Source organism: Klebsiella planticola ATCC 33531, from assembly GCF_000735435.1.
In the GTDB taxonomy this organism is placed as follows: domain Bacteria; phylum Pseudomonadota; class Gammaproteobacteria; order Enterobacterales; family Enterobacteriaceae; genus Klebsiella; species Klebsiella planticola.
Genome location: NZ_JMPP01000003.1, coordinates 118,265 through 144,576, shown reverse-complemented (window position 1 = coordinate 144,576; position 26,312 = coordinate 118,265). Strand labels below are relative to the sequence as shown.

Below are 26,312 nucleotides of genomic sequence, written 5' to 3'. Positions count from 1 at the left end.
ACACGTGGCGAAAGCTCCAAAACGCGCATTTGTCTGTAATGAATGTGGTGCGGATTACCCGCGCTGGCAGGGGCAGTGCAGCGCCTGTCATGCCTGGAATACCATCACCGAGGTGCGTATTGCCGCTTCGCCGCAGGTGGCGAGAAACGAGCGTCTGACGGGCTACGCCGGGAATGCCGGCGCGTCGAAGGTGCAAAAGCTGTCGGAGATCAGCCTTGAGGCGCTACCGCGTTTCTCCACCGGTTTTAAAGAGTTTGACCGCGTGCTCGGCGGTGGCGTGGTGCCGGGCAGCGCCATTCTGATTGGCGGCAGTCCGGGGGCGGGTAAATCGACGCTGCTGCTGCAGACGCTGTGCCGCCTGTCGGAAAACATGAAAACGCTGTACGTCACCGGGGAAGAGTCGTTGCAGCAGGTGGCGATGCGCGCTCATCGCCTGGGGCTGCCGACCGCTAATCTCAATATGCTCTCCGAGACCAGCATTGAACAAATCTGCCAGATAGCCGATGACGAAAAGCCGCAGCTGATGGTTATCGACTCGATCCAGGTGATGCATATGGCTGACGTTCAGTCGTCGCCGGGCAGCGTCGCCCAGGTACGCGAAACGGCGGCTTATCTGACCCGTTTTGCGAAAACGCGCGATGTCGCGATCATCATGGTCGGTCATGTGACCAAAGATGGCTCGCTGGCCGGGCCAAAGGTGCTGGAGCACTGTATTGACTGCTCGGTGCTGCTGGATGGCGATGCCGATTCTCGCTTTCGTACCCTGCGCAGCCATAAAAACCGCTTTGGCGCGGTGAATGAGCTGGGGGTGTTCGCAATGACCGAGCAGGGGCTGCGTGAAATCAGTAACCCTTCGGCGATTTTTCTCAGCCGCGGCGATGAAGTGACTTCCGGCAGCTCGGTGATGGTGGTCTGGGAAGGCACCCGTCCTCTGCTGGTGGAGATTCAGGCGCTGGTCGATCATTCAATGATGTCTAACCCGCGTCGCGTCGCGGTAGGGCTGGAGCAGAATCGCCTGGCGATTTTGCTGGCGGTACTGCACCGTCACGGCGGCCTGCAGATGGCCGATCAGGACGTTTTTGTTAACGTCGTCGGCGGGGTGAAGGTAGCGGAAACCAGCGCCGACCTGGCGCTGCTGCTGGCAATGGTTTCCAGTCTGCGCGATCGTCCGCTGCCACACGATCTGGTGGTGTTTGGTGAAGTGGGGCTGTCCGGCGAAATCCGTCCGGTGCCCAGCGGCCAGGAGCGCATCTCCGAGGCGGCGAAACATGGTTTTCGTCGCGCCATCGTCCCGGCAGCCAACGTGCCGAAAAAAGCACCAGAAGGGATGCAAATCTTTGGTGTGAAAAAGCTTTCAGACGCGCTAAGCGTGTTTGACGACTTATAATTAAATACCCGCCGCCTGTTCGGCGGCAGAGGGCTGGCCGCGTGGGGCCGTATGAATGGCTGAGTTGCTTCCGTTCATCGGGCTTCGTTCGCCTGCTTCCCGTAACCAACAGGGTATTTCTTCAGTTTTGCTAAAGCAGGAGGCTCTTGTGTCATCTTTCGACTATCTCAAAACCGCGATTAAGCAAAAGGGCTGTACGCTGCAACAGGTCGCGGAAGCCAGCGGAATGACCAAAGGCTATTTGAGCCAGCTGCTGAATGCCAAAATCAAAAGCCCAAGCGCGCAGAAGCTGGAAGCCCTGCACCGTTTTCTTGGCCTGGAATTCCCGCGTCGGCAAAAGAGCGTCGGCGTGGTATTTGGTAAGTTCTATCCGCTGCACACCGGACATATCTATCTGATTCAGCGCGCCTGTAGCCAGGTGGATGAGCTGCATATCATCATGGGTTACGACGATACGCGCGATCGTCAGCTGTTTGAAGACAGCGCGATGTCGCAACAGCCGACGGTATCCGATCGTCTGCGCTGGCTGCTGCAAACCTTCAAATATCAGAAAAATATCCGTATTCATGCGTTTAATGAAGAGGGGATGGAACCTTATCCCCACGGCTGGGACGTCTGGAGCCGCGGAATCCGCGCATTTATGAGCGATAAAGGGATCCAGCCGAACTGGATCTACACCTCGGAAGAGGCGGATGCGCAGCAATATCTGCAGCATCTGGCGATCGAAACCGTGCTGATCGATCCGAAACGAACCTTTATGAGCATCAGCGGCGGACAGATCCGTGAAAACCCGTTCCGCTACTGGGAGTACATCCCGACGGAAGTGAAACCGTTCTTCGTGCGTACGGTGGCGATTCTTGGCGGCGAATCGAGCGGGAAATCGACGCTGGTCAATAAGCTCGCGAATATCTTTAACACCACCAGCGCTTGGGAGTATGGTCGCGATTACGTCTTCTCGCACCTCGGCGGCGATGAGATGGCGCTGCAGTATTCCGACTATGACAAAATTGCGCTTGGCCACGCGCAGTATATTGATTTTGCGGTTAAATATGCCAATAAGGTGGCGTTTATCGACACCGATTTCGTCAGCACCCAGGCCTTTTGCCTGAAGTATGAAGGGCGTGAACATCCCTTCGTGCAGGCGCTGATCGATGAGTACCGTTTTGATCTGGTGATTCTGCTGGAGAACAATACCCCGTGGGTGGCCGATGGTTTACGTAGCCTCGGCAGTTCGGTGGATCGCAAGGAGTTCCAGACGCTGCTGGTGTCGCTGCTCAAAGAAAATGAGATCGACTTTGTGCATGTGAAAGAGTCGGATTACGACACGCGCTTTCTGCGCTGCGTTGATTTGGTCAAGCAGCTGATGGGTGAGCCGGGCTAACCACCGCCAGAGGAGTTCTGGCGCGCGCTGAGCATAAAAAAACGGGTGGCCTGGGCCACCCGTTTTTATTACTTCGCAATACGCTTGTACTTGATACGCTTTGGCTCCAGCGCATCGGCGCCGAGGGTGCGTTTCTTGTACTCTTCGTACTCGGTGAAGTTACCTTCGAAGAATTCGACTTTACCTTCATCCTGGTAATCCAGAATGTGGGTCGCGATACGGTCGAGGAACCAACGGTCGTGCGAGATAACCATCGCACATCCCGGGAACTCCAGCAGGGCGTTTTCTAACGCGCGCAGGGTTTCGATATCCAGGTCGTTGGTCGGTTCATCGAGCAGCAGCACGTTACCGCCAACCTGCAGCAGCTTCGCGAGGTGCAGACGACCGCGCTCACCGCCGGAAAGTTCGCCCACGCGTTTACCCTGGTCGACGCCTTTAAAGTTAAAGCGACCGACGTAGGCGCGGCTAGGCATTTCGGTGTTGCCGATCTTCATGATATCCAGCCCGCCGGAGACTTCTTCCCAGACGGTTTTGCTGTTATCCATCGCGTCGCGGAACTGATCGACGGAAGCCAGCTTCACGGTTTCACCCAGGGTAATAGAACCGGCATCAGGCTGTTCCTGACCGGACATCATGCGGAACAGGGTCGATTTACCGGCGCCGTTAGGCCCGATAATCCCGACGATTGCCCCTTTCGGTACCGAGAAGGTCAGATCGTCAATCAGCACGCGGTCGCCGTAAGACTTACGCAGGTTGCTGACTTCAACCACTTTATCCCCCAGACGGGCTCCAGGCGGAATAAACAGTTCGTTGGTTTCGTTACGCTTCTGGTATTCAACGTTGTTAAGCTCTTCAAAGCGCGCCAGACGGGCTTTGCCCTTAGACTGACGGCCTTTCGCGCCCTGGCGTACCCACTCCAGCTCTTTCTCGATGGATTTGCGGCGCGCCGCTTCCTGAGAGGCTTCCTGCGCCAGACGCTGATCTTTCTGCTCCAGCCAGGAGGAGTAGTTGCCTTCCCACGGAATCCCTTCGCCGCGGTCCAGTTCGAGGATCCAGCCGGCCACGTTATCGAGGAAGTAACGGTCGTGGGTAATCGCCACGACGGTCCCTTCGAAGTCGTGCAGGAAACGTTCCAGCCAGGCCACGGATTCAGCATCCAGGTGGTTGGTCGGTTCGTCGAGCAGCAGCATGTCTGGTTTTTCCAGCAGCAGGCGGCACAGCGCCACGCGGCGGCGTTCACCACCGGACAGGTTGGCGATTTTCGCATCCCAGTCCGGCAGACGCAGGGCATCGGCCGCACGTTCCAGCTGCACGTTCAGGTTATGGCCGTCGTGAGCCTGAATGATCTCTTCAAACTTGCCCTGCTGCGCCGCGAGTTTATCGAAGTCGGCGTCTGGCTCAGCGTATTTGGCATACACCTCATCCAGGCCTTTCAGCGCGTTAACCACTTCGGCTACCGCTTCTTCTACCGACTCACGTACGGTCTGCTCCGGGTTCAGCTGCGGTTCCTGCGGCAGATAGCCAATTTTCAGGCCAGGCTGCGGGCGGGCTTCGCCTTCGATGTCGGTATCGATGCCGGCCATAATACGTAACAGGGTAGATTTACCGGCACCGTTCAGACCGAGAACGCCGATCTTCGCGCCAGGGAAGAAGCTCAGGGAGATATTTTTCAAAATATGACGTTTCGGCGGAACCACTTTGCCGACACGATGCATGGTATAAACGAATTGAGCCACGGTGGACTTCGCCTCTTTTATTTTGATGAATAGTTTTCAAAGGCGAAGTGTAGCCTTTTTCACGCGTTAAGCCCAGAGAGGCGATGGGATTCACAGAAGAGTAAAAAAATGTCCAGGACGTGGCACGTTTGGCGTTGTCTGGTTAGCATATCTATAGCGACACTGGGACATTTAAAAAGCGGCATGATGCTGCTCTGATGTAGTGAGATGTACTTTTAACAGAGGAAGAGCTTGTGGAAAAAGCCAAAACGATGGCATGGCGTCTTCTGGCGGCCAGCGTGAGTCTGCTGACGCTCAGCCAGTTGGCACATGCGGATTCACTGGATGAACAGCGCAGCCGCTACGCTCAAATTAAGCAGGCATGGGATAGCCGGCAGATGTCCGTTGTCGAACAGCTTATGCCTACGCTGACCACCTATCCGCTGTACCCCTATCTTCAGTACCGGCAGATCACCGACGATCTGATGAACCAGCCGACGCTGGTGGTGAAAAACTTCATTGAAGCGAACCCGACGCTGCCGCCGGCGCGCACCCTGAAATCGCGCTTTGTTAACGAGCTGGCGCGGCGTACCGACTGGAGCGGACTGCTGGCGTTTAGCCCGGAAAAACCCGCCAGCACCGAAGCGCAGTGTAATTACTACTATGCGAAGCTGAGCGTGGGCCAGGCGCAGGAAGCCTGGGACGGCGCGAAAACGCTGTGGCTGAGCGGTAAAAGCCAGCCTAATGCCTGCGATGCGCTGTTTAGCGCCTGGCGTTCCTCCGGCAAGCAGGATCCGTTGGCATATCTTGAGCGTATCCGCCTGGCGATGAAGGCGGGTAACACCGGCCTGGTCAGCGTGCTGGCGCAGCAGATGCCGCCTGAATACCAGACGATTTCGTCAGCGGTGGTGGCGCTGGCAAACGATCCGAATACCGTGATGACCTTCGCCCGCACCACCGGGGCGACGGACTTCACCCGCCAGATGGCGGCGGTGGCCTTCGCCAGCGTGGCGCGCCAGGATGTCGAAAACGCCCGGCTGATGATTCCGTCATTGGTGCAGGCACAGAAGCTGAATGAAGATCAAACCCAGGAGCTGCGGGATATCGTTGCCTGGCGCCTGATGGGCAACGATGTGACCGAAGAGCAGGCCGTCTGGCGCGATGACGCTATTATGCGCTCGCAATCCACTGCGCTAGTAGAGCGCCGGGTGCGAATGGCGCTGGGCGCCGGGGACCGCCACGGGTTGAATACCTGGCTGGCGCGCCTGCCGATGGAAGCGAAAGAGAAAGATGAGTGGCGCTATTGGCAGGCGGATCTGCTGCTGGAGCGCGGGCGTGACGACGAAGCAAAAGCGATTCTCCGTTCGTTGATGCAGCAGCGCGGGTTCTACCCGATGATTGCCGCTCAGCGTCTGGGAGAGGATTTCACCTTCCGGATCGATAAAGCGCCAGAGAATCTCGATCCTGCGCTGACCTCCGGGCCGGAAATGGCCCGGGTACGCGAGTTGATGTACTGGAATATGGACAACACCGCCCGCAGCGAATGGGCAAATCTGGTGACCAGCCGGACGAAAGATCAGCAGGCGCAGCTGGCGCGCTATGCATTCAACCAGCACTGGTGGGATCTCAGCGTTCAGGCGACTATCGCCGGGAAGCTGTGGGACCAGCTGGAAGAACGCTTCCCGCTGGCCTACAACGATCTCTTCGCGCGCTATATCAGCGGCAAAGCTATCCCGCAGAGCTATGCGATGGCGATTGCTCGCCAGGAGAGCGCGTGGAACCCGAAAGTCCGCTCTCCGGTTGGCGCCAGCGGCCTGATGCAAATCATGCCGGGTACGGCGACCCATACGGTGAGTATGTTCAGTATCCCTGGCTACAGCAGCCCGTCGCAGCTGCTGGATCCCGAGACCAATATCAATATCGGCACCAGCTATCTGCAGTATGTTTACCAGCAGTTTGGCAATAACCGCATCTATGCTTCCGCGGCCTACAACGCCGGTCCGGGGCGGGTTCGGACCTGGCAGGGCAATAGCGCCGGGCGAATCGATGCGGTGGCATTTATCGAGAGTATCCCGTTCTCGGAAACGCGGGGTTATGTGAAGAACGTGCTCTCCTACGATGCCTATTACCGTTACTTTATGGGGCAGAAAGCCCCCATGCTGAGCGATGCAGAGTGGCAGCAGCGTTACTGATACTCAGCGGATTGCGCGGGACAAAACGGGCTGAACGCCGCGCTGTGACGCGAAACCCATAGAGTATTGACCGGAGTATGTTATGCTTTGTACTCGTTAATGAGTACATTCGACAGGCGGCCTTGGTCGCCTGTCTCAACATGGCGGCGTAACATGACCCAACAATCCCCTTATTCAGCGGCTGTAGCCGAACAGCGTCATCAGGAATGGCTTCGCTTTGTGGCGTTACTCCAGCAGGCGTACGCCGACGATCTGCATCTGCCATTGCTGCAATTAATGCTGACGCCCGACGAGCGCGAGGCGCTGGGCACGCGCGTACGGATCATTGAAGAGTTGCTGCGTGGCGAGATGAGCCAGCGCGAGCTCAAAAGCGAGCTCGGCGCCGGGATTGCCACCATTACCCGTGGTTCTAACAGTCTGAAATCCGCGCCACCCGAGCTGCGACAGTGGCTGGAGCAGGCGCTGCTTAACGGTAAATAAGGTTATGGAACGGGCTTAATGCCAGTACTACCGCCTGGTGGTAGACGCTGCTGCGCGTGAGCTTCCCGGCGGTAAAGACGCCGATAGCCCCTTCTTTACGGCCAATTTCATCAATGCCGGTATGCTGTGACATCACCGGCCCTAGCGCTTCCCCGGCACGCACTTTTTCCAGAATCACCGCCGGCAGCGGCAGCGTCGCCGAGCGCGCTTCGCCGCGCTGATGATGATCCTCAATCACTACCCAGCTAAAGGTGCTGCCTTCGTCGATCCCGGCTTCAATGGCGACCCAGAAGTCGGCATTTGGCTGCACGGCGCGCGCATTGGCGACCCTGTTTCGTGCGCCAGCACGCGTTTCCTCGTTACCAAACGGCTGTTCCGGCACGCCACTCTCGACGGAGACGGACTCAATGTGGCAGGATCCTTCGCCGAAGATCTCGTTAAAAGCCTGTAGAATTGCCTGAATTTTGGCGGGATTAGTGGTAGCTGAGACAACATGGTGCATAATCAAACAACTCAGAATAAATTTACGTCATCGCAGTATACTCCAAATCGTTTTCGTTGCAGCGCGCGACGCCGGCAACCGAAATTGTGAAGAGCACAGAACGGAAAAATAGCATGTTACAGGTACACCTTGTTCGCCATGGCGAAACGCAGTGGAACGCCGAGCGGCGCATTCAGGGCCAGTCAGACAGCCCGTTAACCCCTCACGGCGAGCGCCAGGCCTGGCAGGTCGGCGAACGTGCCAGAACGCTGGGCATTACGCATATCATTGCCAGCGATTTGGGGCGCACGCGCCGGACGGCAGAGATTATCGCGGAAGCCTGCGGTTGCGATGTCATCCTTGATTCACGGCTGCGTGAGCTGGATATGGGGGTTCTTGAAAAACGTCATATCGACTCGCTGAGCGAGGAAGAAGAAGAGTGGCGTCGCCGGTTGGTTGATGGGACCCCGGACGGCCGTATCCCACAGGGGGAGTCGATGCTGGAGCTGAGTGAGCGTATGCACGCGGCACTGGCGTCCTGCCTGGAACTGCCTGCCGGAAGCAGGCCGCTGCTGGTGAGCCACGGTATTGCGCTGGGCTGTCTGGTCAGTACGATTCTGGGGCTGCCGGCACACGCGGAACGCCGCCTGCGTCTGCGTAACTGCTCAATTTCTCGCGTTGATTATCAGCAGAGTCTGTGGCTGGCATCGGGCTGGGTCGTGGAAACCGCGGGGGATGTGTCGCATCTTGACGCCCCCGCGATGGATGAACTACAGCGTTAACGACGAATCGGGATCAGGTATTCGCAACGCAGCTGAATCGGCGTTTCTTGATCCCGGCTTTCATCCTCAGGGAAGAAGCGTTCGATATCCAGACCTTTGCGGCGGGTAAGGTTCAGCATTGGCATGCAGGTGCCGTACACCGTCAGGATAAACTCCTGCAGTCCGCTTCCTAACCCTTCATAAGTGAACATCACATACTCGCCGCCTTCCAGAATGATCGGATGGGAGTTGTGCAGGTGGCCGTTGGCCATCTCCGGCGTCAGCGCAGTGGTGTAGAAGACCTCTTGCTCGTCATCTTTCTCGAGACTAGGACGCGGTTCGTGCAGACCGTACAGCGTGGGCGGAATCGACGGTGAATTGCCGAGGAAATCACGCCAGAACTGAACGCGCATCTGGTTACGGAAGTCGGAGATTTCCTCCAGCTTGCAGGTGTAGCTCTGAGTGATGCCAATCAGCTGGGTATTGCTCAGGGTGACGAACTCATGCTGCGGCATCGTGAATTCACCCAGGCGCAGCGGGGGACGCATCCCGTAAGAGCTCCAGTCAGGAGAGCGGCGGTACAGCGCCGGCGTTAACGAAAACTGCTTTTTAAACGCGCGGGTGAAGGTCTGCTGCGAGTCAAAACGATACTGTAGCGCAATGTCGAGAATCGGGCGGGCGGTCAGGCGCAGGGCGACCGCTGATTTTGATAAACGGCGAGCGCGAATATAGGCACCGATGGCTTGGCCGGTCACGTCTTTAAACATTCTTTGCAAATGCCACTTGGAATAACCGGCCTTGGCTGCCACATTATCTAGTGAGAGCGGTTGATCCAGGTGACCTTCCAGCCAGCTAAGGAGATCGCGAATAATCCCTGCTTGATCCATAAAATGTCCTCATCCTTAAACTCAGGTGCCTGCTACTAAGTAAGGTAGCGGATAATAGCATTTTTTGATGTTTTAGCATTCAGTGTTTTTTTTGCTTATAAATGCGATTTGTCAGCAGGTTTTTTAGCTGTTTTGGTAACGCTGTGATCTATAAACCTTTTCCGCTGAGTCTATAATCATCGCTCAGCAAAATTTTAAGAAAATGGTAACAATATGAAATACAAGAGGTTAGTTGCGGGGCTGCTTTTACTGGCGGGATGTCAGGTGGCACAGGCGGAACAAATTGGCTCCGTAGATACCGTATTCAAATTCTTTGGTCCGGATCATAAAATCGTCGTTGAGGCCTTCGACGATCCGGATGTGCAGAACGTGACGTGCTATATCAGCCGGGCGAAAACCGGCGGGATTAAGGGTGGTCTGGGTCTGGCGGAAGATACGTCAGATGCGGCGATTTCTTGCCAGCAGGTAGGGCCGATCGAACTGAACGATAAAATCAAAAACGGTAAGTCGCAGGGCGACGTGGTTTTCCAGAAACGTACTTCGCTGGTGTTTAAAAAGCTGCAGGTGGTCCGTTTTTACGATAGCAAACGTAATGCGCTGATCTACCTGAGCTATTCGGATAAAGTCGTTGACGGTTCACCGAAGAATGCGCTCAGCGCCGTGCCTATCATGCCGTGGAATAAATAACGCGGCGCATCGTAGCATCCGATTCGCACATAAAAAAAACGGCGCATTAAGCGCCGTTTTTACGTTGCGGGAGCAGGAAAACGAATGTTATTCCTGCAGGTCGCCGCAGAAGCGATAACCTTCGCCGTGAATCGTGGCGATGATTTCCGGAGTATCCGGAGTAGACTCGAAATGCTTACGAATGCGACGGATGGTCACGTCAACGGTACGGTCGTGCGGCTTAAGCTCACGGCCGGTCATTTTCTTCAGCAGTTCAGCACGTGACTGGATCTTGCCCGGGTTTTCGCAGAAGTGCAGCATCGCGCGGAATTCACTGCGCGGCAGCTTGTACTGCTCACCATTCGGGCTGACCAGCGAACGGCTATTGATATCCAGTTCCCAGCCGTTGAACTTGTAGCTTTCTACGCTGCGACGCTCTTCGCTCACGGTACCCAGATTCATGGTACGGGAGAGGAGGTTACGTGCGCGAATGGTCAGTTCACGAGGGTTGAACGGTTTAGTGATATAGTCATCAGCGCCGATTTCGAGGCCCAGAATCTTATCAACTTCGTTATCGCGGCCGGTCAGGAACATCAGCGCGACGTCAGCCTGTTCACGCAGTTCACGCGCTAACAGGAGACCATTTTTACCTGGCAGGTTGATATCCATGATCACCAGGTTGATATCATTTTCAGACAGGATCTGATGCATTTCCGCGCCATCGGTCGCTTCGAACACATCATAACCTTCTGCTTCGAAAATACTTTTTAACGTGTTGCGTGTTACCAACTCGTCTTCAACGATAAGAATGTGCGGGGTCTGCATGTTTGCTACCTAAATTGCCAACTAAATCGAAACAGGAAGTACCAAAGTCCCTGACCTGCCTGGTACATGTCGCAAATTAACATGCCCGGCGTAACATGACTAAAGTACGTAATTGCGTTCTTGATGCACTTTCCATCAACGTCAACAACATCATTAGCTTGGTCGTGGGTACTTTCCCTCTGGACCCGACGGTGTCAAAAACGGCTGTCATCCTAACCATTTTAACAGCAATATAACAGGCTAAGAGAGGCTGAACACCCCATAAAACTACGCTTCGTTGACATATATCAAATTCAATTGTAGCACGTTAACAGTCTTGTGAAATCATTGCATTGAAATGCTATTTATAGTCACAAATCTTACACTGCTCAAATGGTTGCGCTGGTAAATTGATAAACATGTTGAATCCAATGAACGTTCAGCGCGGTTGCGACAAATATCATTGGCAAACATATGGATAAATGCGTTCTGTTAACATACTCCGTCCCGTGGTTCGTTGGAAACAGTTTAGGCTTTTTTATGGGTAATAACGCGCAATTTTAGTGATTTTTGTTGCAAATTTGTAAATTTTCGCCGCGTAAAATGGGGATAATTTTCATTTTCGCCGCGTGAGAGAGTAGAAGAGAGCCAGCATGCACGTATCTATTGTATTAGTCGCCCCGGCCAGGGCAGAAAACGTTGGCGCGGCGGCACGCGCGATGAAAACGATGGGTTTTCGCGACCTGCGTATCGTTGACAGCGATGCCCACCTTCAGCCTGCGGCGCGTTGGGTTGCGCATGGTTCCGGAGATATTCTCGATAACATAAGCACTTATCCAACGCTGGAACAGGCGCTGCATGACGTTGACTTTACCGTGGCGACAACGGCCCGTAGCCGGGCGCGTTTCCATTACTACGCCACGCCGCAGCAGCTGCTGCCGCTGATGGCGGAGAAAGCCGGGTGGATGAACCATGCGGCGCTGGTCTTTGGTCGGGAAGATTCCGGACTTACCAACGAAGAGCTGGCTCTTGCCGATGTGCTGACAGGCGTGCCGATGGTGGCCGACTATCCTTCGCTTAACTTAGGGCAGTCGGTGATGGTCTATTGCTATCAATTGAGTACCCTGGTTCAGCAGGCGTCGGCCGTTTCTGCCAGCGTCGATGAAAATCAGCTGCAGGCATTGCGTCTGCGGGCGCTCGATTTATTGACCCGACTGGGCGTGGCTGAAGACCTCAAACTGACCGACTGGCTCCAGCAGCGAATTGGGCTTTTAGAGCAGCGAGACACGGCAATGTTGCACCGATTACTGCACGACATTGAAAAAAACCTGCCAGAGTAAAGTTCTGATATAAGTTTTAAGTATGGTTATATCTGCCAGCATCAAGCGCGGTGTATCGCAAATTCAGGTGAATTGTCAGGTCATTGTGGCGCATTGACCCGCTGCAGTGAAACGGGTGAAATGTAAAAATTCGTTGACTTAAACCGGCAGATACTTTAACCAATATAGGCACAGGACACAGACAGATAAAAATTACAGAGTACACAACATCCATGAAACGCATCAGCATGATGACAACCATTATCACCATCACCATTACCACAGGTAACGGTGCGGGCTGACGCGTACAGGAAACACAGAAAAAAGCCCGCACCTGAACAGTGCGGGCTTTTTTTTCGACAAAAAATCTAGGGGTAACAACCATGCGCGTGTTGAAGTTCGGCGGTACATCAGTGGCAAATGCAGAACGTTTTCTGCGGGTTGCCGATATTCTGGAGAGCAATGCCAGGCAGGGGCAGGTAGCAACCGTCCTGTCTGCCCCGGCGAAAATTACCAACCATCTGGTCGCAATGATTGAAAAAACCATCGGCGGCCAGGACGCGCTCACCAATATCTCCGACGCTGAACGCATTTTTGCTGAACTGCTGCAGGGCCTCGCCGACGCGCAACCGGGGTTCCCGCTGGCACAGCTGAAAGCCTTTGTCGCGCAAGAGTTTGCCCAGATTAAACACGTGTTGCACGGTATCAGCCTGCTTGGTCAGTGCCCCGATAGCGTCAACGCCGCGCTGATTTGCCGCGGTGAGAAGCTGTCTATCGCCGTGATGGCGGGGCTGCTGGAAGCACGCGGTCACAAAGTTAGCGTGATTAACCCCGTCGAAAAACTGCTGGCCGTTGGCCATTACCTCGAATCCACTGTCGATATCGCTGAATCGACCCGCCGCATTACCGCCAGCCATATTCCATCCGACCATATGGTGCTGATGGCCGGATTTACCGCTGGTAACGAAAAAGGGGAACTGGTGGTGCTGGGACGCAATGGCTCAGACTACTCTGCTGCCGTGCTGGCCGCCTGCCTGCGCGCCGACTGTTGTGAAATCTGGACCGACGTCGATGGGGTATATACCTGCGACCCGCGTCAGGTTCCCGATGCGCGTCTGCTGAAGTCGATGTCATATCAGGAAGCGATGGAGCTATCCTACTTCGGGGCGAAAGTTCTGCATCCGCGCACCATTGCTCCTATCGCTCAGTTCCAGATTCCCTGCCTGATCAAGAATACCGGTAATCCGCAGGCGCCAGGTACGCTGATCGGCGCCAGCCTTGATGAAGACGGTCTGCCGGTCAAAGGCATCTCCAACCTCAATAATATGGCGATGTTCAACGTCTCCGGCCCGGGGATGAAAGGCATGGTCGGTATGGCCGCTCGCGTGTTTGCCACCATGTCCCGCGCCGGAATTTCGGTTGTGCTGATTACCCAGTCGTCATCGGAATACAGCATCAGTTTCTGCGTACCGCAGAGCGACTGCGCGCGCGCAAAACGGGTAATGGAAGACGAGTTCTATCTGGAGCTGAAAGAGGGCCAGCTGGAGCCGCTATCGATCATGGATCGTCTGGCGATTATCTCCGTAGTGGGCGACGGTATGCGCACGCTGCGCGGCATCTCGGCGAAGTTCTTCGCCGCACTGGCCCGCGCTAATATCAATATCGTGGCGATTGCCCAGGGCTCTTCTGAGCGCTCTATCTCCGTTGTGGTCAGCAATGATGATGCGACCACCGGGGTGCGCGTGACCCATCAGATGCTGTTCAACACCGATCAGGTCATTGAGGTCTTTGTTATCGGTGTCGGCGGTGTCGGCGGCGCGCTGATTGAACAGATCAAGCGTCAGCAGGGCTGGCTGAAGAACAAACATATCGACCTGCGCGTCTGCGGCGTGGCGAATTCACAGGCCCTGCTGACTAACGTGCACGGGTTGAATCTCGAGAACTGGCGCGCGGAGCTGGCCGAAGCGAAAGAGTCGCTGAACCTGGGCCGTCTGATTCGCCTGGTCAAGGAGTACCATCTGCTGAACCCGGTTATCGTCGACTGTACCTCCAGCCAGGCGGTCGCCGATCAGTACGCCGATTTCCTGCGCGAAGGTTTCCACGTGGTGACGCCGAACAAAAAGGCCAATACCTCTTCGCTGGATTACTACCATCAGTTGCGCCATGCCGCCAGCAGTTCGCGACGTAAATTCCTCTACGACACCAACGTTGGCGCCGGTCTGCCGGTAATTGAAAATCTGCAAAACCTGCTGAACGCCGGCGATGAGCTGCTGCACTTCTCCGGTATTCTTTCCGGCTCCCTGTCGTTTATTTTCGGTAAGCTGGATGAGGGAATGAATCTCTCTGAGGCAACAACGCTGGCGCGCGAGATGGGCTATACCGAACCGGATCCGCGAGACGACCTTTCAGGCGTCGATGTTGCGCGCAAGCTGCTGATTCTGGCCCGTGAAACCGGCCGTGAGCTGGAACTGTCTGACATTGTCGTCGAACCGGTACTGCCTGCACAATTTGATGCCAGCGGCGACGTTGAGAGCTTTATGGCGCGCTTGCCTTCGCTGGATAACGAGTTTGCTTCCCGGGTTGCCCAGGCACGTGATGAAGGTAAAGTCTTGCGTTACGTCGGTAACATCGAAGAGGATGGGACCTGTCGCGTGAAAATTGCCGCCGTTGACGGTAACGATCCGCTGTACAAAGTGAAAAATGGTGAAAACGCCCTGGCCTTTTACAGCCATTATTATCAGCCGCTGCCGCTGGTGCTGCGCGGCTATGGTGCAGGTAACGACGTCACGGCGGCCGGTGTGTTTGCTGACCTGTTGCGCACCCTGTCATGGAAGTTAGGAGTTTAAGATGGTCAAAGTATATGCCCCGGCTTCCAGTGCCAATATGAGCGTCGGGTTTGATGTGCTGGGCGCGGCGGTAACGCCGGTCGATGGCACCCTGCTGGGGGACAACGTTTCGGTCGAGGCGGCGGACAGCTTCAGCCTGCAAAACGTTGGCCGCTTTGCCAGCAAGCTGCCCTCCGTGCCGCAGGAGAACATTGTTTACCAGTGCTGGGAGCGTTTCTGCCAGGAGATCGGCAAAAAAAGTTCCGGTGTCGATGGTGCTGGAAAAAAATATGCCGATTGGTTCCGGCCTCGGTTCCAGCGCCTGCTCTGTCGTCGCCGCGCTGGTGGCGATGAATGAATTCTGCGGTAAGCCGCTGAATGAGATGCGTATGCTGGCGCTGATGGGGGAGATGGAAGGGCGTATTTCCGGCAGTATCCACTATGACAACGTTGCGCCCTGCTACCTGGGCGGCATGCAGCTGATGATTGAAGAGAATGGCATCATCAGCCAGCAGGTTCCGGGTTTCGACGAATGGCTGTGGGTACTGGCTTATCCGGGAATTAAAGTTTCGACGGCGGAAGCGCGTGCCATCCTCCCGGCGCAGTATCGCCGCCAGGACTGTATCGCTCACGGTCGTCATCTGGCGGGCTTTATTCATGCCTGCTACACCCGCCAGCCGCAGCTGGCAGCGAAATTGATGAAAGATGTGATTGCCGAACCGTATCGCACCAAACTGCTGCCGGGCTTCAGCGAAGCGCGTCAGGCGGCGATGGAGATCGGTGCGCAGGCGTGCGGCATCTCAGGCTCTGGCCCGACGCTGTTTGCGCTGTGCGATAAGCCGGAAACCGCGCAGCGCGTTGCGGACTGGCTGGGCACGCATTATCTGCAGAATCAGAAAGGCTTCGTTCATATTTGCCGGCTGGATACGGCGGGCGCACGAGTAGTGGGATAACCAATGAAACTCTATAATTTAAAAGATCATAACGAACAGGTCAGCTTTGCGCAGGCCGTGACGCAGGGGCTTGGCAAGCAACAGGGGCTGTTCTTTCCGCACGACCTGCCGGAATTTAGCCTGACTGAAATTGACGACATGCTGGAGATGGATTTGGCCTCCCGTAGCGCCAGAATTCTGTCGGCCTTTATTGGCGACGAGATCCCGCAGGAGATCCTCAAAGAGCGCATCGCCGCCGCTTTCACCTTCCCGGCTCCGGTCAGCAAGGTGCAGGATGATATCGGCTGTCTGGAGCTGTTCCACGGCCCGACGCTGGCGTTTAAGGATTTCGGCGGCCGCTTTATGGCGCAGATGCTGACTCATATCGCCGGCGACAAACCGGTGACGATTCTGACCGCCACCTCCGGGGATACCGGCGCGGCAGTGGCGCATGCGTTTTACGGCCTGCCGAATGTCAAAGTCGTTATTCTGTATCCGCGCGGCAAGATCAGCCCGCTGCAGGAAAAACTGTTCTGCACCCTGGGCGGCAACATTGAAACCGTGGCGATTGATGGCGACTTCGATGCCTGTCAGGCGCTGGTAAAACAGGCTTTTGACGATGAAGAACTGAAGATCGCTCTGGGCCTGAACTCGGCGAATTCCATCAATATCAGCCGTCTGCTGGCGCAGATTTGCTATTACTTCGAAGCGGTCGCACAGCTGCCGCAGGAAGCCCGCAACCAGCTGGTCATTTCCGTGCCGAGCGGGAACTTTGGCGATCTGACCGCCGGTCTGCTGGCGAAGTCTTTAGGTCTGCCGATTAAGCGCTTTATTGCCGCCACCAACGCCAATGATACCGTGCCGCGTTTCCTGCAGGACGGCAACTGGGCGCCGAAAGCGACCCAGGCGACGCTGTCTAACGCGATGGACGTCAGTCAGCCGAACAACTGGCCGCGCGTGGAAGAGCTGTTCCGTCGCAAAGTCTGGCGTCTGAACGAGCTGGGTTATGCGGCTGTGGACGATGAAACCACCAAACAGGCGATGCGCGAGCTGAAAGCCATTGGCTACACCTCAGAGCCGCACGCGGCCATCGCCTGGCGCGCGCTGCGCGACCAGCTGCAGCCGGGCGAATACGGTCTGTTCCTCGGTACCGCGCACCCGGCGAAGTTCAAGGAGAGCGTCGAGGAGATCCTCCAGCAGACGCTGCCGCTGCCGAAAGAGCTGGCCGATCGCGCTGACCTGCCGCTGCTGTCGCATAATCTGCCGGCGGATTTTGCCGCGCTGCGCCAGCTGATGATGGGCAAAGCATAACGGGACTTTTATCGCCGTATGATGTTCTCAGGCCGGGCCTCAACGCCCGGCTTTTTTATCGGCGAAAAAGGAGGAATTATGCAGAAAAAAGGCAGGGAAAATGGATGAATTACCAATAAATGCCGGGGGGGAAAGATTAGGATTGCGGAGAATAACCCGCGGTGTTGCTCAGGGGTAATCTTTGGTTATCGCCCCCGTGCGGGGACTGTTAATGAAGGGGAAACCTATGTCAACGCTGAAGTCTGTGATCCTTGCGCTTTCGATGTCGCTGGTGGCTCCTGCGGTGGTCCACGCATCGGAAATAACGCTGGTGCCGGCAGTCAAACTGCAAATTGGCGATCGCGACAATTACGGTAACTACTGGGACGGCGGTCATTGGCGCGACCACGAATGGTGGGGCCGTCATTACGACTGGCGCGATAACCACTGGCGCGCACATGATGAACATCGCCATGATCATCATGATGACCACGATCGTGGCCGCGGCCCGGATCGTGACTGGCGCCATCACTAAATCTTCCGTCCCGGTCGCCGCGAGGGCGGCCGGGAAGGGGATTAGCGTTCGTGACGTTTAAAGACCATCTCATCTTTCTTAGCGGAGGCTTCGGCGTCGAAGAAATAGCCTTCGCTGTTGAAACGGGTTAGCTGCTCAGGCTGGGTTAAACGGTTTTCAATGATATAGCGGCTCATTAACCCGCGCGCCTTTTTGGCATAGAAACTGATCACTTTAAACTGACCGTTTTTCTCATCGAGGAACACGGGCTTAATGATTCTACCCTGCAACTGTTTTGTCTTCACCGACCGGAAGTATTCGTCAGAAGCCAGGTTAATCACGATATCGTCGCCCTGGGCTTTCAGCGCCTGATTGAGTTTATCGGTAATCACTTCGCCCCAGAACTGGTAGAGATCTTTGCCTCTGCTATTTTCCAGCTTAATTCCCATTTCCAGGCGATAGGGCTGCATCAGATCCAGCGGGCGCAGCACGCCGTAGAGGCCGGAAAGCATACGCAAATGCCGTTGAGCAAAATCGAAATCGTCTTCGCTGAGGCTTTCCGCCTGCAGTCCGGTATAAACATCGCCTTTAAAAGCCAGAATCGCCTGGCGCGCGTTTTGCGGCGTGAAGTCCGGGTGCCAGTCATGAAAGCGGGTCGCATTCAGATCCGCCAGCTTATCGCTGATGCTCATCAGTTTGCCGATCTGCGGCGCCGATAGCCGGCGCGCGACGCCGATGAGCTCCTGGGAATATTCCAGCAGCTCAGGCTGGGTGTAGCGTGCTGTGGCCAGCGGGCTTTGGTAGTCGAGTGTTTTGGCAGGTGAAATAAGAATCAGCATATCCGGTCCTTGCAGGGGATTTTCCGTGACTTTAACAAAAAAACACCGCGGTGGGATCGATAGCTGCGATTGCCGCGCTATTCACGCGGCAGCTCATCCCAGGCACCTGGCGCCAGCTGCTGGTTTATTTCCGGGTAGCGCGTGGCGTCAAAGGTCGGCCGCACGCCCAGCCGTCGCTGGTTGAGATAATCACTGGCCAGGATCCGTACCGTAGGCGACAGCAGTAAAATAGCGGTCAGGTTAGTGATGGCCATCAGCGCCATGATGGTATCCGCCAGCTGCCAGACAACCGGCAAACCGACCAGCGCGCCGGTGATGACCATGACCAGGGTGAGGATCCGTAGCGCCCAGATATGACGAGGGCTGTTAATACGTAGAAATATCAGGTTATTTTCAGCATAGATGTAGTTTGCGACGATAGAACTGAAGGCGAAGAGCAGCACGACGATTGCCACGAATCCCGCCCCCCAGCCGCCGACCAGTGATGTCATGGCATGCTGGATACTCTGGATACCATTCACGGCATCTTCCGCCTCGTCCAGCGGCGCCAGCATGATGATGACGGCGCTGGCGGTGCAGATAACTATCGTATCGATGAGGACGCCAATCATTTGCACGATCCCCTGCGCAGCCGGATGCGGAGGCCAGGAAGCCGCTGCCGCCGCGGCGTTAGGCGTTGACCCCATCCCCGCTTCGTTCGAGAACATACCGCGCTGAAAGCCACTGGTGAGCGCCTGGCTGATGGTATAGCCCACTGCGCCGGCGGCGGCCTCCTGCCAGCCGAACGCACTGCGGAAAATGGACTCGAAAATGGCCGGCAGCGCCGTAATGTGCCAGAGGCCAATCAGCAGGCTGGTGGTCACCCAAAGCAGAGCCATCAGTGGCACAATCCACTGCAATAGCTTCGCCACGCCCCGCAAACCCCGTACGATAACCAGCAGGATCACCAGTGCCAGTACGCAGCCGGTAACGATAGCGGGAAGGTCAAAGGCATAGGTCATCGCATTCGCGATGGAGTTGGCCTGCACGGTGTTAAAAATAACCCCATAGGCCAGCAGGAGCAGGATAGAAAACACGATGCCCATCCAGCGCATTCCTAAACCCCGTGACATATACCAGGCCGGGCCGCCGCGAAATTGCCCGTGGGCATCGCGTTCTTTGTAGAGCTGGGCAAGAGAACATTCGGCAAAGCTGCTGGCCATGCCGAGCAGCGCAGAAACCCACATCCAGAAGACGGCGCCGGGTCCGCCGGCGGAGATAGCCAGCGCGACACCGACCAGGTTGCCGCTGCCCACGCGCGCCGCGAGGCTGGTGCACAGGGCCTGGAAAGAGGTTAACCCGCCGGGCTGAGGCTGGAGGCTTTTCTTTAGACTTTTCCCAAACTGGCGGACATAACGAAACTGAATGAATTTTGTTCGCCAGGTAAACCAGATGCCGGCGCCCAGTAACAGATAAATCATTACCGAGCCCCAGAGTATTTCATTGATAAAAGAGAAAAAATCAGGCATTAACCATCCTCTTGTCCATGCCGGAACGCTAGTGTAAGCGTTACCAATTCAAGTGACAATCCCTTAGCTTTCAGAGAATTAATTCATCCAGTTTATCACACTCTGCGCTCTTGCATGGTCCGCAGTTGCGCTGAACATGCAGCGTGTTATCATCTTGGCAGACCGGTTACATCCCCTTAACTGCTGTTTAAGAGAAACACTATCATGACGGATAAATTGACTTCTCTGCGTCAGTACACCACTGTCGTAGCTGATACCGGAGATATTGCGGCAATGAAGCTGTATCAGCCTCAGGATGCCACGACTAACCCTTCTTTGATTCTCGGCGCGGCTCAGATTCCTGAGTACCGTAAGCTGATTGATGATGCTGTCGAGTGGGCCCGCGGCCAGAGCAGCGATCGCGCTCAGCAGATTATCGATGCTTCCGATAAGCTGGCGGTGAACATTGGTCTCGAAATTCTTAAGCTGATTCCAGGCCGTATTTCGACCGAAGTTGACGCGCGCCTCTCCTATGACACCCAGGCATCTATCGCGAAAGCGAAGCGCATCATCAAACTGTACAACGATGCGGGCATCGGCAACGATCGCATTCTGATTAAACTGGCTTCGACCTGGCAGGGTATTTGCGCCGCCGAGCAGCTGGAAAAAGAAGGCATCAACTGTAACCTGACTCTGCTGTTCTCCTTCGCTCAGGCTCGCGCTTGTGCTGAAGCGGGTGTATTCCTGATCTCTCCGTTCGTTGGCCGTATTCTCGACTGGTACAAAGCGAACACCGATAAGAAAGAGTACGCGCCGGCTGAAGATCCGGGCGTCGTTTCCGTCAGTGAGATTTACGAGTACTACAAGCAGCACGGTTATGAAACTGTCGTAATGGGCGCAAGCTTCCGTAACGTCGGTGAAATCCTTGAGCTGGCTGGCTGCGATCGCCTGACTATCGCTCCGGCTCTGTTGAAAGAGCTGGCGGAAAGCGAAGGGGCTATCGAACGTAAACTGGCGTTCAGCGGCGAAGTGAAAGCACGTCCGGAACGCATCACCGAAGCCCAGTTCCTGTGGCAGCACAACCAGGATCCGATGGCGGTGGACAAGCTGGCGGAAGGTATCCGTAAGTTTGCTATCGACCAGGAAAAACTGGAAAAAATGATCGGCGACCTGCTGTAATCATTTGGGCGTGGCCGGGCTCCCGGTCACGCTACTTCTCCTGAACTCTGTCTGTATTTCCTTCCAGCGTGTATCATTCCGTCTAATTGTACAGTTTGAACGGAATAACGATGAATACCTTACGAATCGGCTTAGTTTCCATCTCCGATCGCGCCTCCAGCGGCGTCTATCAGGATAAAGGCATCCCGGCACTTGAAGAGTGGCTGGCGCGTGCGCTGACGACCCCCTTTGAGCTCGAGACTCGTCTGATCCCTGACGAACAGGTGATTATCGAACAAACGCTGTGTGAGCTGGTTGACGAGATGGCTTGCCATCTGGTGTTGACTACCGGCGGGACCGGTCCTGCCCGACGCGACGTGACGCCGGATGCCACCCTGGCCGTAGCTGACCGCGTTATGCCGGGGTTTGGTGAGCAAATGCGCCAGGTTAGCCTACACTTCGTTCCGACGGCTATCCTTTCTCGTCAGGTTGGCGTTATCCGCAAGCAGGCGCTGATTTTGAATCTGCCGGGCCAGCCGAAAGCCATTCAGGAAACCCTTGAAGGCGTTAAAGATGCGGACGGCAAGGTTCTGGTGCACGGGATCTTCGCAAGTGTACCTTATTGTGTACAGCTGCTGGAGGGGCCGTATGTGGAGACGAACGCGGAAGTTGTAGCGGCTTTTCGCCCAAAAAGCGCGAGACGCGAAACTTTATCCTGAATTTGATGCTTTCCTGACATAACCTGCATTGTCGGTGGTGTGCCGTTTTATTTACGATATAGTGTTTTTTACTTTACACATTCCGTGATGACACCTACACACCTCTGGATGAATTGCTCGTTATGTCACAACATACCCGACCTCTGAATCGACAAGATTATAAAACCCTGACGCTGGCCGCCCTTGGCGGCGCGCTGGAGTTTTATGATTTCATTATCTTTGTCTTCTTCGCCGCCGTCGTTGGCGAACTGTTCTTCCCGGCGGACATCCCGGAATGGCTGCGCCAGGTGCAGACCTTCGGCATCTTTGCCGCGGGCTACCTGGCGCGTCCACTGGGCGGCATTATCATGGCCCACTTCGGCGATCTGGTCGGGCGCAAGAAGATGTTCACCCTGAGCATTCTGCTGATGGCATTGCCGACGCTGGCGATTGGTCTGCTGCCGACCTACGCGTCGATAGGCATTGCCGCGCCGCTGCTGCTGTTGCTGATGCGCATTCTGCAGGGGGCGGCTATCGGAGGGGAGGTCCCCGGCGCCTGGGTTTTTGTCGCCGAACACGTGCCGGAAAAGCGCATTGGTATCGCCTGCGGCACCCTCACTGCCGGCCTGACGGTTGGCATTCTGCTGGGATCGGTGGTCGCGACGCTGATTAATACCAGCCTGACGCCACAGGGGATTCACGACGGCGGTTGGCGTATTCCCTTCCTGTTAGGCGGCGTATTTGGTCTGGTGGCCATGTATCTGCGTCGTTGGCTGCAGGAGACGCCGATATTTCTCGAAATGCAGCAGCGTAAGGCGTTAGCGCAGGAGCTGCCGGTCAAATCGGTGGTGCTGAAACACCAGAAAGCGGTGGTGGTCTCCATGCTGCTGACCTGGCTGTTATCCGCCGGCGTGGTGGTGGTGATCCTCATGTCACCGGTCTGGCTACAAAAGCACTACGGTTTTGCCCCGGCGATCACCCTGCAGGCCAACAGTATTGCCACCATTATGCTCTGCATCGGTTGTCTGCTGGCAGGGCTGGCGGCGGATCGTTTTGGCGCCAGTCGCACCTTCATCGTCGGCAGTTTGCTCCTGGCGGTCTCCAGCTGGGCGTTCTATCACCTTTCCGGCAGCAGTCCCGAGCAGCTGTTCCTGCTGTATGGCACGGTGGGATTGTGCGTTGGGGTTGTGGGCGCCGTGCCTTACGTCATGGTGCGCGCTTTCCCGGCGGAGGTTCGCTTTACCGGCATTTCCTTTTCATATAACGTCTCTTACGCCATTTTTGGCGGCCTGACGCCGATTGCCGTGACCATGCTGATGGGGGTTTCGCCGATGGCACCTGCGTGGTACGTGCTGGCACTTTCGCTGATGGGGCTGGGATTAGGGATCTGGCTGCGCCAGGGGATGGACCGTGAAGTGGCTGCCGCAGGAGGTGAGTTGCAGCGCCTGCCTTAACGTTCCGCGAGCAATACCCTCGCCCGTCGGGACGAGGGTATCTTTTATCAATGAGGTGCGCCGATCGGCAGTACGGTGCGACCAAACTGTTCGTTCAGTACTTCACCCATCGCCAGATAAATAGCGCTACCGCCGCAGACTAAACCAATCCAGCCCGCGATTTTTACCAGACCTTCATTATCTGCCAGGTGGCCGATTGCCAGCAGCGCAAACAGAACGGTCAGGCTGAGGAAAACGAATTGCAGCATTCGTGCGGCTTTCAGAGTACCGAAGAACATAAACAACGTGAAGACTCCCCACAGACCGAGGTACATGCCCAGGAAGTGCGCATCAGGCGCTTCTGCCAGGCCCATTTTCGGCATGAGAAGAATAGCGACCAACGTCAGCCAGAAGGCGCCGTAGGACGTAAAAGCAGTTAAACCAAAGGTATTACCTTTTTTAAATTCCAGCAGGCCTGCGAAAATCTGCGCAATACCGCCGTAAAAAATGCCCATCGCCAGGATAGCTACATCAAACGCGAACAGGCCGCTATTTGCCAGATTAAGCAAAATAGTGGTCATGCCGAAGCCCATAAGGCCCAGCGGTGCCGGATTAGCCAACTTAGTGTTGCCCATAATTCCTCAGAATAATGATTAGAAAGGGAAGCATTACCCCGCCACTCGGGGGCGGGGCGCGGCATCATAATGAGGCGCAGGGTAACTGTCTATGATCTGGCGGGGTATTTTTCGCCAATTTACGCTGGCGCGGATAAATGGCGATCGTTCGCTATCGGCAGGCGGGGACGGGGCGCCCGGCGGGACGCGGGTTATCGATAAAAGCCGCTTTTTTACCGGTTTATTCAGTCTGCCTTCTTTATTCCTCTCTTTACCCGGCAAGAAAGTGAAAAATTTTTTTGCTTGCCCCCTTGAGGAAGCGGTGGGCGACCCCATCTTGTAGTCAACCGCAGTGAATGAACCTGAAAAAAATGATGTCTGGGCAGTTGAAACCATAGGTTTCGCCCTTATTACAGGTTTACAACCACATGTTGATCGAATTTTTAGTGGAGACGTTTAGATGGGTAAAATTATTGGTATCGACCTGGGTACTACCAACTCTTGTGTAGCGATTATGGATGGCACTACTGCACGTGTGCTGGAGAACGCCGAAGGCGATCGCACCACGCCTTCTATCATTGCTTATACCCAGGATGGTGAAACTCTGGTTGGTCAGCCGGCTAAACGTCAGGCAGTGACAAACCCGCAAAACACCCTGTTTGCGATTAAACGCCTGATTGGTCGCCGCTTCCAGGACGAAGAAGTTCAGCGTGACGTATCCATCATGCCGTACAAAATCATCGGCGCCGACAACGGCGACGCATGGCTTGATGTGAAAGGTCAGAAAATGGCACCGCCGCAGATTTCTGCTGAAGTGCTGAAAAAAATGAAGAAAACGGCTGAAGATTACCTGGGTGAGCCGGTAACTGAAGCGGTTATCACCGTACCTGCATACTTCAACGATGCTCAGCGTCAGGCAACGAAAGATGCCGGCCGTATCGCAGGTCTGGAAGTCAAACGTATCATCAACGAACCGACCGCCGCTGCACTGGCTTACGGTCTGGATAAAGAAGTCGGCAACCGTACTATCGCGGTTTACGACCTCGGTGGTGGTACCTTCGATATCTCTATTATCGAAATCGACGAAGTTGACGGCGAAAAAACCTTCGAAGTTCTGGCAACCAACGGTGATACCCACCTGGGTGGTGAAGACTTCGACAGCCGTATGATCAACTACCTCGTTGATGAGTTTAAGAAAGATCAGGGCATTGACCTGCGTAACGATCCGCTGGCCATGCAGCGCCTGAAAGAAGCGGCTGAAAAAGCGAAAATCGAGCTTTCTTCCGCTCAGCAGACCGACGTGAACCTGCCGTACATCACTGCAGATGCCACCGGTCCGAAACACATGAACATCAAAGTGACGCGTGCGAAACTGGAAAGCCTGGTTGAAGATCTGGTTAACCGTTCTATCGAGCCGCTGAAAGTTGCTCTGCAGGACGCTGGTCTCTCCGTGTCTGACATCCAGGACGTTATCCTGGTCGGTGGTCAGACTCGTATGCCGATGGTTCAGAAGAAAGTGGCTGAGTTCTTTGGTAAAGAGCCGCGTAAAGACGTTAACCCGGATGAAGCTGTGGCGATCGGCGCTGCGGTTCAGGGTGGTGTACTGACCGGTGAAGTTAAAGACGTTCTGCTGCTGGACGTTACCCCGCTGTCGCTGGGTATCGAAACCATGGGCGGCGTGATGACTGCGCTGATCAACAAAAACACCACTATCCCGACCAAGCATAGCCAGGTGTTCTCTACTGCAGAAGACAACCAGTCTGCGGTAACCATCCACGTGATTCAGGGTGAGCGTAAACGCGCCTCCGATAACAAATCACTGGGTCAATTCAACCTGGATGGGATTAACCCGGCACCGCGCGGTATGCCGCAGATCGAAGTCACCTTCGACATCGATGCTGATGGTATCCTGCACGTGTCCGCGAAAGACAAAAACAGTGGTAAAGAGCAGAAAATCACCATTAAAGCCTCTTCTGGTCTGAACGAAGAAGAGATCGCCAAAATGGTTCGTGATGCGGAAGCGAACGCTGAATCTGACCGTAAGTTCGAAGAGCTGGTTCAGACCCGTAACCAGGGCGACCATCTGCTGCACAGCACGCGTAAGCAGGTTGAAGAAGCGGGCGACAAACTGCCGGCTGACGACAAAACTGCCATCGAGTCTGCGCTGACCGCGCTGGAAACTTCGCTGAAAGGTGAAGACAAAGCGGACATCGAAGCGAAAATGCAGGCGCTGGCTCAGGCTTCCCAGAAGCTGATGGAAATTGCTCAGCAGCAACACGCTCAGCAGCAGGCTGGCGGTGCTGAAGCTTCTGAAAGCAACGCGAAAGACGACGATGTCGTTGACGCCGAGTTTGAAGAAGTGAAAGACAAAAAATAATCGCCCTTTGAACGGGTAAAACACTGGCACGGGCGAAGAGGTTTCCTCTCCGCCCGTGCACGCATGTTAAGG

The 26,312-nt window shown here is 55.5% G+C and carries 23 protein-coding genes, 1 pseudogene and 1 other annotated feature; of the genes and pseudogenes, 17 read left to right on the top strand and 7 right to left on the bottom strand.

Annotated elements, in window-relative coordinates; genetic code table 11:
- Positions 1-4 precede the first annotated feature (4 nt).
- The gene (radA, locus tag GRPL_RS24325) at positions 5-1,387 is read left to right on the top strand and encodes a DNA repair protein RadA (protein ID WP_004857671.1); all 1,383 of its coding nucleotides are present in this window, start codon (positions 5-7) and stop codon (positions 1,385-1,387) included.
- Positions 1,388-1,535: 148 nt separating this feature from the next.
- Entirely contained in the window at positions 1,536-2,768 is a 1,233-nt protein-coding gene (gene nadR, locus GRPL_RS24330) for a multifunctional transcriptional regulator/nicotinamide-nucleotide adenylyltransferase/ribosylnicotinamide kinase NadR (RefSeq protein WP_032689559.1), read from the top strand.
- Positions 2,769-2,836: 68 nt separating this feature from the next.
- Here the strand turns inward: nadR and ettA are convergent, their stop codons facing one another.
- Positions 2,837-4,504 carry an energy-dependent translational throttle protein EttA gene (ettA, locus tag GRPL_RS24335; protein ID WP_032689558.1) on the bottom strand — a complete coding sequence of 556 codons (1,668 nt, stop codon included), beginning with the start codon at positions 4,502-4,504 and terminating at the stop codon, positions 2,837-2,839.
- A 233-nt stretch (positions 4,505-4,737) separates the two neighbouring features.
- On the opposite strand from ettA, the gene sltY reads away from it, so the two are divergent.
- Positions 4,738-6,675, top strand: a complete 1,938-nt coding sequence (sltY, locus tag GRPL_RS24340) for a murein transglycosylase (RefSeq protein WP_032689556.1) — start codon at positions 4,738-4,740, stop codon at positions 6,673-6,675.
- Positions 6,676-6,828: 153 nt separating this feature from the next.
- On the top strand, positions 6,829-7,155 hold the full coding sequence (gene trpR, locus GRPL_RS24345) for a trp operon repressor (RefSeq protein ID WP_015585187.1): 327 nt from the start codon (positions 6,829-6,831) through the stop codon (positions 7,153-7,155).
- Here trpR and yjjX read toward each other — a convergent pair.
- Positions 7,142-7,657 carry an inosine/xanthosine triphosphatase gene (yjjX, locus tag GRPL_RS24350; RefSeq protein ID WP_032689554.1) on the bottom strand — a complete coding sequence of 172 codons (516 nt, stop codon included), beginning with the start codon at positions 7,655-7,657 and terminating at the stop codon, positions 7,142-7,144. The genes trpR and yjjX overlap by 14 nt on opposite strands.
- Positions 7,658-7,770: 113 nt before the next feature.
- On the opposite strand from yjjX, the gene gpmB reads away from it, so the two are divergent.
- Positions 7,771-8,418, top strand: coding sequence for a 2,3-diphosphoglycerate-dependent phosphoglycerate mutase GpmB (gpmB, locus tag GRPL_RS24355; RefSeq protein ID WP_004857683.1), 648 nt, complete (start codon positions 7,771-7,773; stop codon positions 8,416-8,418).
- Here the strand turns inward: gpmB and robA are convergent.
- Positions 8,415-9,284: an MDR efflux pump AcrAB transcriptional activator RobA gene (robA, locus tag GRPL_RS24360; RefSeq protein WP_004857685.1), complete on the bottom strand. Its 870-nt coding sequence runs from the start codon at positions 9,282-9,284 to the stop codon at positions 8,415-8,417. The genes gpmB and robA overlap by 4 nt on opposite strands.
- A 213-nt stretch (positions 9,285-9,497) precedes the next feature.
- Here robA and creA point away from each other — a divergent pair, with 213 nt between their 5' ends.
- On the top strand, positions 9,498-9,971 hold the full coding sequence (creA, locus tag GRPL_RS24365) for a protein CreA (RefSeq protein ID WP_004857687.1): 474 nt from the start codon (positions 9,498-9,500) through the stop codon (positions 9,969-9,971).
- A gap of 87 nt (positions 9,972-10,058) precedes the next feature.
- Here the strand turns inward: creA and arcA are convergent, their stop codons facing one another.
- Positions 10,059-10,775, bottom strand: a complete 717-nt coding sequence (arcA, locus tag GRPL_RS24370; RefSeq protein WP_002887843.1) for a two-component system response regulator ArcA — start codon at positions 10,773-10,775, stop codon at positions 10,059-10,061.
- Between the two features lie 95 nt (positions 10,776-10,870).
- Between arcA and yjjY the strand changes: the two genes are divergently transcribed.
- From yjjY to GRPL_RS24390, 7 genes and pseudogenes are all read left to right on the top strand, one after another.
- Complete coding sequence (gene yjjY / locus GRPL_RS27670) at positions 10,871-11,011, top strand: YjjY family protein (RefSeq protein WP_049268126.1); 141 nt, start codon at positions 10,871-10,873, stop codon at positions 11,009-11,011.
- Between the two features lie 396 nt (positions 11,012-11,407).
- Positions 11,408-12,094 (top strand): tRNA/rRNA methyltransferase, encoded by a 687-nt coding sequence (locus GRPL_RS24375; protein WP_032689552.1) that lies wholly within the window; start codon positions 11,408-11,410, stop codon positions 12,092-12,094.
- A 212-nt stretch (positions 12,095-12,306) separates the two neighbouring features.
- A complete protein-coding gene (gene thrL / locus GRPL_RS26375; protein ID WP_071824685.1) occupies positions 12,307-12,375 on the top strand; it encodes a thr operon leader peptide in 69 nt (22 codons plus the stop codon).
- Positions 12,314-12,431 (top strand) — a sequence feature (Thr leader region). (Overlaps the previous gene by 62 nt.)
- A gap of 25 nt (positions 12,432-12,456) precedes the next feature.
- Positions 12,457-14,919: a bifunctional aspartate kinase/homoserine dehydrogenase I gene (thrA, locus tag GRPL_RS24380; RefSeq protein ID WP_032689551.1), complete on the top strand. Its 2,463-nt coding sequence runs from the start codon at positions 12,457-12,459 to the stop codon at positions 14,917-14,919.
- Between the two features lies 1 nt (position 14,920).
- Positions 14,921-15,851, top strand: a pseudogene (gene thrB / locus GRPL_RS0125460) (homoserine kinase).
- A gap of 3 nt (positions 15,852-15,854) precedes the next feature.
- The gene (gene thrC, locus GRPL_RS24385) at positions 15,855-17,141 is read left to right on the top strand and encodes a threonine synthase (RefSeq protein WP_032698198.1); all 1,287 of its coding nucleotides are present in this window, start codon (positions 15,855-15,857) and stop codon (positions 17,139-17,141) included.
- 226 nt (positions 17,142-17,367) lie between these two features.
- The gene (locus tag GRPL_RS24390; RefSeq protein ID WP_032697231.1) at positions 17,368-17,655 is read left to right on the top strand and encodes a DUF2502 domain-containing protein; all 288 of its coding nucleotides are present in this window, start codon (positions 17,368-17,370) and stop codon (positions 17,653-17,655) included.
- Between the two features lie 41 nt (positions 17,656-17,696).
- On the opposite strand, the gene yaaA is transcribed toward GRPL_RS24390, so the two are convergent.
- On the bottom strand, positions 17,697-18,473 hold the full coding sequence (gene yaaA / locus GRPL_RS24395) for a peroxide stress protein YaaA (RefSeq protein ID WP_032698197.1): 777 nt from the start codon (positions 18,471-18,473) through the stop codon (positions 17,697-17,699).
- A gap of 77 nt (positions 18,474-18,550) precedes the next feature.
- Positions 18,551-19,981 (bottom strand): alanine/glycine:cation symporter family protein, encoded by a 1,431-nt coding sequence (locus tag GRPL_RS24400; RefSeq protein WP_032698195.1) that lies wholly within the window; start codon positions 19,979-19,981, stop codon positions 18,551-18,553.
- A 204-nt stretch (positions 19,982-20,185) separates the two neighbouring features.
- Here GRPL_RS24400 and tal point away from each other — a divergent pair, with 204 nt between their 5' ends.
- From tal to GRPL_RS24415, 3 genes are all read left to right on the top strand, one after another.
- Positions 20,186-21,139, top strand: a complete 954-nt coding sequence (gene tal, locus GRPL_RS24405; protein ID WP_004857701.1) for a transaldolase — start codon at positions 20,186-20,188, stop codon at positions 21,137-21,139.
- Between the two features lie 110 nt (positions 21,140-21,249).
- Complete coding sequence (gene mog, locus GRPL_RS24410; RefSeq protein ID WP_032689545.1) at positions 21,250-21,837, top strand: molybdopterin adenylyltransferase; 588 nt, start codon at positions 21,250-21,252, stop codon at positions 21,835-21,837.
- Between the two features lie 122 nt (positions 21,838-21,959).
- Positions 21,960-23,270 carry an MFS transporter gene (locus GRPL_RS24415; protein WP_032698194.1) on the top strand — a complete coding sequence of 437 codons (1,311 nt, stop codon included), beginning with the start codon at positions 21,960-21,962 and terminating at the stop codon, positions 23,268-23,270.
- Positions 23,271-23,317: 47 nt separating this feature from the next.
- Here GRPL_RS24415 and satP read toward each other — a convergent pair whose 3' ends face one another.
- Positions 23,318-23,884 (bottom strand): acetate uptake transporter, encoded by a 567-nt coding sequence (gene satP, locus GRPL_RS24420; RefSeq protein ID WP_004857706.1) that lies wholly within the window; start codon positions 23,882-23,884, stop codon positions 23,318-23,320.
- Between the two features lie 439 nt (positions 23,885-24,323).
- Here satP and dnaK point away from each other — a divergent pair, with 439 nt between their 5' ends.
- Entirely contained in the window at positions 24,324-26,240 is a 1,917-nt protein-coding gene (dnaK, locus tag GRPL_RS24430; protein WP_004857708.1) for a molecular chaperone DnaK, read from the top strand.
- Positions 26,241-26,312: the final 72 nt, after the last annotated feature.

Coding starts and splice junctions, on each gene's coding strand:
- GRPL_RS24375 (WP_032689552.1), top strand. CDS start 11,408: ATGCACGTATCTATTGTATTAGTCGCCCCGGCCAGGGCAGAAAACGTT.
- tal (WP_004857701.1), top strand. CDS start 20,186: ATGACGGATAAATTGACTTCTCTGCGTCAGTACACCACTGTCGTAGCT.
- GRPL_RS24390 (WP_032697231.1), top strand. CDS start 17,368: ATGTCAACGCTGAAGTCTGTGATCCTTGCGCTTTCGATGTCGCTGGTG.
- yjjY (WP_049268126.1), top strand. CDS start 10,871: ATGACTAAAGTACGTAATTGCGTTCTTGATGCACTTTCCATCAACGTC.
- gpmB (WP_004857683.1), top strand. CDS start 7,771: ATGTTACAGGTACACCTTGTTCGCCATGGCGAAACGCAGTGGAACGCC.
- satP (WP_004857706.1), bottom strand. CDS start 23,884: ATGGGCAACACTAAGTTGGCTAATCCGGCACCGCTGGGCCTTATGGGC.
- thrA (WP_032689551.1), top strand. CDS start 12,457: ATGCGCGTGTTGAAGTTCGGCGGTACATCAGTGGCAAATGCAGAACGT.
- yaaA (WP_032698197.1), bottom strand. CDS start 18,473: ATGCTGATTCTTATTTCACCTGCCAAAACACTCGACTACCAAAGCCCG.
- arcA (WP_002887843.1), bottom strand. CDS start 10,775: ATGCAGACCCCGCACATTCTTATCGTTGAAGACGAGTTGGTAACACGC.
- GRPL_RS24400 (WP_032698195.1), bottom strand. CDS start 19,981: ATGCCTGATTTTTTCTCTTTTATCAATGAAATACTCTGGGGCTCGGTA.
- dnaK (WP_004857708.1), top strand. CDS start 24,324: ATGGGTAAAATTATTGGTATCGACCTGGGTACTACCAACTCTTGTGTA.
- mog (WP_032689545.1), top strand. CDS start 21,250: ATGAATACCTTACGAATCGGCTTAGTTTCCATCTCCGATCGCGCCTCC.
- creA (WP_004857687.1), top strand. CDS start 9,498: ATGAAATACAAGAGGTTAGTTGCGGGGCTGCTTTTACTGGCGGGATGT.
- trpR (WP_015585187.1), top strand. CDS start 6,829: ATGACCCAACAATCCCCTTATTCAGCGGCTGTAGCCGAACAGCGTCAT.
- yjjX (WP_032689554.1), bottom strand. CDS start 7,657: ATGCACCATGTTGTCTCAGCTACCACTAATCCCGCCAAAATTCAGGCA.
- thrC (WP_032698198.1), top strand. CDS start 15,855: ATGAAACTCTATAATTTAAAAGATCATAACGAACAGGTCAGCTTTGCG.
- robA (WP_004857685.1), bottom strand. CDS start 9,284: ATGGATCAAGCAGGGATTATTCGCGATCTCCTTAGCTGGCTGGAAGGT.
- GRPL_RS24415 (WP_032698194.1), top strand. CDS start 21,960: ATGTCACAACATACCCGACCTCTGAATCGACAAGATTATAAAACCCTG.